Genomic DNA, 5,781 nt, shown 5'->3' with positions numbered 1-5,781 from the left:
TCCAGCGGCTGTACGACATTGTCGGGTTCCTGCGGAATGTTGCCGGCGCGGATCGCGACATGGGCCTCGCCGTATTCCAGACGGAACAGGCGCGAGTCGGTCAGGTAACGGATCGTCAGCCCCTCGTGCTGGGCCTGAAACCGCGCCAGGACCGGCGTCAGCATTTCCGCAACGCCCACGACACTGGTCACCACCAGTTCGCCGGTGACGCCGCCGCCCTGCCCCTTGATGCGCCCCACCAGTTGCGAAAACTGGTCGTCGGTCGCGGCGGCCACTTTCAACAGCTCTGCCCCGGCCTCGGTCGCGGTGTAGCCGCGTGCATGGCGCTGAAAAAGCTTGACGCCCAGCCGCTGTTCAAGCGCGTCGATGTGCCGGATCACCGTGGCATGGTGCACGCCAAGCACTTCCGCGGCCCCGCTCACGGTACCCAGCCGCGCCACCTGATAGGCGGTGCGGATCTCATCCCAGTTTGAAAAACTCATCTGGATTCCTCACGAAATGCACACGCAAAAGTTTTGTGCACGAGTGAACAGTGTCTCTCGCACGATGGCCAATTTCAATCAGGACTTCCACCCCTATTTCCTAATCACGAGCCGGAAACGCCTGATCCCCAAACAGCACCGGAAACCTAAATTACTGACTATAAAGGAGAATACCATGACCAATCGCATCCTTACCCTTGCCACCGCCACAATCGTTGCCGCCGTTGCTGCAGGCTCCGCCAGCGCACAACCGGTCAATGCAGGTGACGTCCAACTGGCGTTGCAAGCAGGCGTTGAACCGGGAGCCTATAGCACATCGCAGCTGTCCCGGATCATCGAGGCGCAAAGTGAAAACCGGACCAATCAGGTCAGCTACGTCCTGAACGAAGCCGATGAAGGCGCGACATACATGTCGACCTCTTCGGTGCCGTCGAACCCGACGCCGACCTTCGGAACGGGCGTCAATTCCGACAATTACTGATCGCAAGGTCATCGGCCATCGGCCACCTAGCCGTGAGATTGAGGGCGTCCGGGCAACCGGGCGCCTTTTTTGTCCTGAACCCGTCGCACAGGTGGTTGCATCGGCGGCGCCGGCAAGCACTCATGATCCGCGAACACGGAGCGAATGGATCACTTCGGCCTTGGCGTCGCGTATAATCGGCCTGCCGAGATCAGTCAGCCGCCCGTCGACAGTTTCACCCGCAGGGATACAGAGCCACCAGATCGACCCAACCCATGGCATTGCGGCATAAATCACACTGATCCGCTCCGGTTTAACGCTCTCCATTCAAAAATTGGCTAGCAAGATACGCGAGATTTTCTAATGTGCACGAATGGCGAAGGTGACACAGACAAAACAGACCTTCACGGTTGATCACGGCAACTGGGTTTTGGCTGCAGGGGCTTCAGTGGCCGTTCTGGCCTGTGCCAGTTTTGCGATGCGTTACATGCTGGCGGGAGACTTCATGCAGGCGCTGAAGCTTCTCGGGCTGGGCGCTGTTTGCTTCTTCGTGATCGTCTTTGGCGTGACCCGCCTGACGGCGACTTTGGACCGTGACAGCGGCACCGTCGTGCTGCGGACCAAATCGATGCGCGGGACGACGGTCGAAAGTTTTGCGCTTGCGGATGTGACCGGCGCTGCCACGCAGAAATCTGCGCGGATCGCCGATTCCAAGGTTCAAGCCAAGAAACCGAACTTGCGCCCCGTCCTTATTGTCTCCGGCAGACCGGAACCTGTGGCACTGGTCAGTGCCTATGCCTCTGGCGATGAACCCGCGCGCATTGCGCGTCAGGCCGCCGAATGGCTTGATCTGCCATTGTCCGAACAAATCCCCTGACTTGACTCGCGCAGCCGCCGCGCGTATCTGCCCCGCAACATCCGGAAGTCACCATTGCTTCCGGTCCTCTTTCAGAAAGGGGATCGCCGTCAGTCAGCGCGTTGCGCCCACTGGCGCGCTTGTCGTTTGGATCGCGGCCACGGGCGCGATTTGCGTTTGAACCGTTCTTCCCTATCTGGGGAGGGCACCCTGTAACCGGCGAAAGGAGCCGCGGCGATGTTTGAGAACCTATCAGAACGCCTGTCCGGCGTCTTCGACCGGCTGACAAAGCAAGGTGCCCTGTCCGAGGATGACGTCAAGACAGCGCTGCGCGAAGTGCGCGTGGCACTTCTGGAGGCGGACGTTTCGCTGTCCGTCGCCCGAGATTTCGTAAAAGCCGTTCAGGACAAGGCCACGGGACAGGCGGTTACCAAATCGGTTACGCCTGGCCAGCAGGTCATCAAGATCGTCCACGATGAACTGGTGCATGTTCTGTCCGGGGATGACGACGAACCCGGCGCGCTGAAAGTCGACAGCCCGCCCGCGCCGATCCTGATGGTCGGCCTGCAGGGTGGCGGCAAGACGACGACCACGGCAAAACTGGCCAAGCGGCTCAAGGAAAAGGCGGGCAAGCGGGTGCTGATGGCCTCGCTCGACGTCAATCGCCCGGCGGCGATGGAACAACTTGCAATCCTTGGCGCGCAGATCGGCGTCGATACGCTGCCAATCGTCAAGGGCCAGAAACCGGTCGATATTGCCAAGCGCGCCAAGCAACAGGCGACGATGGGCGGATATGACGTCTATATGCTCGACACCGCCGGCCGGTTGCAGATCGACCAGGTGCTGATGAAGGAAGTCGAAGACGTCCGTGACATCGTCAAGCCGCGCGAAACCCTGCTGGTTGTCGATGGTCTGACCGGTCAGGTCGCCGTCGAGGTCGCAGAGGAATTCGACGGCAAGATCGGCATCTCCGGCGTCGTGCTGACCCGGATGGACGGCGACGGGCGCGGCGGTGCAGCACTGTCGATGCGCGCAGTCACCGGCAAGCCGATCAAATACGTCGGCCTTGGCGAAAAGATGGACGCGCTCGAGGAATTCCACCCTGAGCGGATCGCGGGCCGCATCCTTGGCATGGGCGATATCATCGCGCTCGTCGAAAAGGCGCAGGAAACGATCGAGGCCGAGCAAGCCGAACGCATGATGCGCCGGTTCCAGAAGGGTCAGTTCAACATGAACGACCTGAAGATGCAGCTGGAGCAGATGCAGAAGATGGGCGGCATGGAAGGCGTCATGGGCATGATGCCCGGCATGGGCAAGATGGCCAAGCAGATCGAACAGTCCGGTTTTGATGACAGCATTTTCCGCCGCCAGATCGCGCTGGTCCAGTCGATGACAAAAAAGGAACGCGCCAATCCGCAAATCCTGCAGGCCAGCCGTAAAAAGCGGATCGCAGCAGGGGCCGGGCTGGAAGTTTCTGAACTGAACCAGCTTCTGAAGATGCACCGCCAGATGGCGGACATGATGAAGAAGATGGGCAAAGGCGGCATGCTCAAGCAGGCCATGAAAGGCATGTTCGGCAAGGGCGGAATGCCTGGCGGCATGCCCGACATGAACAACCCCAAGGCGATGGAAGAAGCCGCGAAGGCCCTGCAGGGCAAAATGGGCGGCGGATTGCCCGGGCTTGGCGGCGGCATGAGCCTGCCGCCCGGATTGTCGGGTTTCGGTAAAAAGAAATGACGCTTGCCCCGACCCTGACCACGGAACGCCTGATCCTGCGGATGCCGAAGCTTTCGGATTTCGAACACTGGGCCGCGTTCTTTGCATCCGAACGTTCGGTCCACGAACGCGGGATGCAGCCGCGCGATGCGGCGTGGCGCACATGGGCCGCCGAGGTCGCGCTGTGGCCGCTGCGCGGCTACGGGCCTTTCGGCATCGATGACCGTCAGACCGGTGCCTATGTCGGCGAGGTCGGCATTTACGAACCAGATGGCTATCCCGAGCCGGAGCTTGGCTGGTTCGTCGTGCCCGGGGTCGAAGGAAAGGGCTATGCGGCAGAGGCCGCAGGCGCAGTAATGAATTGGGCCAGAGCGAGATTCGGCTGGGATCGCCTGATCAACATCATCGACCCGGAAAATGATCGGTCGATCGCATTGGGCCTGCGGCTTGGCGGCGTCATTGATCCCGATCTGGCGGGGGTCGATCCGGGCGACGTGGTGATCCGTCATGACCTGCGAGGGCGGGCATGATCACGATCCCGACCCTTGAAACGGAACGCATGATCCTGCGCGGCCCGAAGCCCGACGATTTCGAGCCTTTCGCAAAGTTCCTGACGACCGAACGCAGCGCCGAGATCGGCGGCCCCGCCAGCCGGTCCGAAGCGTGGCGCGGCATGGCGATGATGATCGGCCATTGGGAATTGCGCGGTTACGGCATGTGGTGGCTGGAAGAAAGAGCCAGCGGCAGGGCCGTCGGCCGGGTCGGTCTCTGGAACCCCGAAGGCTGGCCGGCACTGGAACTGGGCTGGGTCGTCTACGATGAATTCGAGGCTCGCGGATATGCATACGAGGCCGCCGTTGCCAGCCGCGATTATGCGCGCAAGACCATGCCTTCAAATACGCTGATCAGCCTGATCGCCCCCGAAAACGCCCGTTCGATCCGTCTTGCGGAACGGCTGGGCGCGACCCGGTCCGGCACATGGGCCTCGCCCGCAGGGAAAGAGGCGTTGATCTACACCCATCCCGAACCGGAGGCAAAGGCATGAGCGACGCCGTAACCCTTGCAGCAAAGCTTTTGAAAGAGCACCGCGACAGTATCGACCGGCTTGACGCCATTCTGGTCTTCACACTGGCCGAGCGGTTCAAGCACACCCGCGCGGTGGGCAAACTGAAGGCCGAACACGACCTGCCGCCTTCAGATCCGGTGCGCGAGGAACAGCAGATCGAACGGCTGGAGCGGCTGGCGACCGAAGCCGATCTCGACCCCGAATTCGCCAAGGAATTCCTGAACTTCATCATCAGTGAAGTGATCAGGCACCACAAGAAACACAAGGAATGACAGGGGCCTGTCCCCGTCACAAATAGCTACGACATAGGAGAAAACATCATGGCTATGAAAATCCGTCTCGCCCGTGGCGGCTCGAAGAAGCGCCCACATTACTCGATCGTCGCTGCCGACTCGCGGATGCCCCGCGATGGCCGCTTCATCGAAAAGCTGGGCACCTACAATCCGCTTCTGCCGAAAGACAGCGAAGACCGCGTCAAGATGGACATCGAACGCGTTCAGCACTGGCTGAGCCAGGGCGCGCAGCCGACCGACCGGATTTCCCGCATGCTTGAAGCTGCTGGCGTGCTTGAAAAGAAGACCCGCAGCAACCCCAACAAGGCAAAGCCGGGCAAAGCCGCTGAAGAGCGCGCCAAATCCAAGGCCGACAAGGCCGCCGCTGCTGCCGAAGCCGCTGCTGCACCGAAAGAAGAACCGGTAGCCGAAGAAGCCGTTGCGGAAGAAGCTCCGGCAGAAGAAACTGCAGCAGAAGAAACGACCGCAGAGTAATCTGCGGTCCCCCTTTCGGGGTGGGCTCGGATTGTGCGGATCATCTGGATCGTGATGCTCTCGATCGGCATCTGGCTGGGGTTCAAGGCGGACAGGTTCCTGTACATGGACCGCTGCCTTGACGCTGGCGGCCAGCTTGATCCGCGCGGGTTCTGCGCATTGGGGAAAGCGGATGAATGACACGCGTATCTGCGTTGGCGCCATCGCCGGTTCCTTCGGCGTCAAGGGAGAGGTGCGGCTGAAAAGTTTTTGCGCCGAACCCGAGGCGATTGCCGACTACGCCCCGCTATATACCGAAGACGGAAAGCGCAGCTTTGCGCCCGTCATCACCCAAGCCATCAAGAACGGCTTTGCCGCCCGCATTCCGGGGATCACCACCAAGGAACAGGCCGATGCGCTGCGCGGCGTCAGCCTCTTTGCGGACCGCGACCGGC

General features: G+C 61.1%; 9 protein-coding genes and 1 pseudogene. 9 read left to right on the top strand and 1 reads right to left on the bottom strand.

Going from position 1 to position 5,781, the window contains the following annotated elements; all coding sequences use genetic code 11:
* Window positions 1–482, bottom strand: a 482-nt coding sequence (locus WBB85_RS07895) for a LysR family transcriptional regulator (RefSeq protein WP_432638074.1), incomplete at its 3' end; no start/stop codon positions are given.
* 175 nt (window positions 483–657) lie between these two features.
* On the opposite strand from WBB85_RS07895, the gene WBB85_RS07890 reads away from it, so the two are divergent.
* The 9 genes and pseudogenes from WBB85_RS07890 to rimM all read left to right on the top strand — a co-directional run.
* On the top strand, window positions 658–963 hold the full coding sequence (locus tag WBB85_RS07890; protein WP_432638073.1) for a hypothetical protein: 306 nt from the start codon (window positions 658–660) through the stop codon (window positions 961–963).
* A gap of 361 nt (window positions 964–1,324) precedes the next feature.
* The gene (locus WBB85_RS07885) at window positions 1,325–1,819 is read left to right on the top strand and encodes a hypothetical protein (protein ID WP_432638072.1); all 495 of its coding nucleotides are present in this window, start codon (window positions 1,325–1,327) and stop codon (window positions 1,817–1,819) included.
* Between the two features lie 216 nt (window positions 1,820–2,035).
* Window positions 2,036–3,535, top strand: a complete 1,500-nt coding sequence (gene ffh, locus WBB85_RS07880; RefSeq protein WP_432638071.1) for a signal recognition particle protein — start codon at window positions 2,036–2,038, stop codon at window positions 3,533–3,535.
* On the top strand, window positions 3,532–4,044 hold the full coding sequence (locus tag WBB85_RS07875; RefSeq protein WP_432638070.1) for a GNAT family N-acetyltransferase: 513 nt from the start codon (window positions 3,532–3,534) through the stop codon (window positions 4,042–4,044). The genes ffh and WBB85_RS07875 overlap by 4 nt, the downstream gene beginning before the upstream one ends.
* The gene (locus WBB85_RS07870) at window positions 4,041–4,559 is read left to right on the top strand and encodes a GNAT family N-acetyltransferase (protein WP_432638069.1); all 519 of its coding nucleotides are present in this window, start codon (window positions 4,041–4,043) and stop codon (window positions 4,557–4,559) included. The genes WBB85_RS07875 and WBB85_RS07870 overlap by 4 nt, the downstream gene beginning before the upstream one ends.
* Window positions 4,556–4,852 carry a chorismate mutase gene (locus WBB85_RS07865; protein WP_432638068.1) on the top strand — a complete coding sequence of 99 codons (297 nt, stop codon included), beginning with the start codon at window positions 4,556–4,558 and terminating at the stop codon, window positions 4,850–4,852. Before WBB85_RS07870 ends, WBB85_RS07865 begins: the two co-directional genes overlap by 4 nt.
* 48 nt (window positions 4,853–4,900) lie before the next feature.
* Window positions 4,901–5,347: a 30S ribosomal protein S16 gene (gene rpsP / locus WBB85_RS07860; protein WP_432638067.1), complete on the top strand. Its 447-nt coding sequence runs from the start codon at window positions 4,901–4,903 to the stop codon at window positions 5,345–5,347.
* A gap of 33 nt (window positions 5,348–5,380) precedes the next feature.
* Complete coding sequence (locus tag WBB85_RS07855; RefSeq protein ID WP_432638066.1) at window positions 5,381–5,527, top strand: hypothetical protein; 147 nt, start codon at window positions 5,381–5,383, stop codon at window positions 5,525–5,527.
* Window positions 5,520–5,781, top strand: a pseudogene (gene rimM / locus WBB85_RS07850) (ribosome maturation factor RimM); the annotation flags it as partial. The gene WBB85_RS07855 and the pseudogene rimM, both read left to right, overlap by 8 nt.

It is taken from the genome of Albidovulum sp., from assembly GCF_049646345.1.
In the GTDB taxonomy this organism is placed as follows: domain Bacteria; phylum Pseudomonadota; class Alphaproteobacteria; order Rhodobacterales; family Rhodobacteraceae; genus Albidovulum.
Note: the sequence above shows the minus strand (reverse complement) of the source record. Positions and strands in the feature narration are given on the sequence as shown.

What these genes read in the sequence shown, in the direction of transcription:
- WBB85_RS07890 (WP_432638073.1), top strand. Translation starts at nt 658, where the DNA reads ATGACCAATCGCATCCTTACCCTTGCCACCGCCACAATCGTTGCCGCC.
- ffh (WP_432638071.1), top strand. Translation starts at nt 2,036, where the DNA reads ATGTTTGAGAACCTATCAGAACGCCTGTCCGGCGTCTTCGACCGGCTG.
- WBB85_RS07875 (WP_432638070.1), top strand. Translation starts at nt 3,532, where the DNA reads ATGACGCTTGCCCCGACCCTGACCACGGAACGCCTGATCCTGCGGATG.
- WBB85_RS07870 (WP_432638069.1), top strand. Translation starts at nt 4,041, where the DNA reads ATGATCACGATCCCGACCCTTGAAACGGAACGCATGATCCTGCGCGGC.
- WBB85_RS07865 (WP_432638068.1), top strand. Translation starts at nt 4,556, where the DNA reads ATGAGCGACGCCGTAACCCTTGCAGCAAAGCTTTTGAAAGAGCACCGC.
- rpsP (WP_432638067.1), top strand. Translation starts at nt 4,901, where the DNA reads ATGGCTATGAAAATCCGTCTCGCCCGTGGCGGCTCGAAGAAGCGCCCA.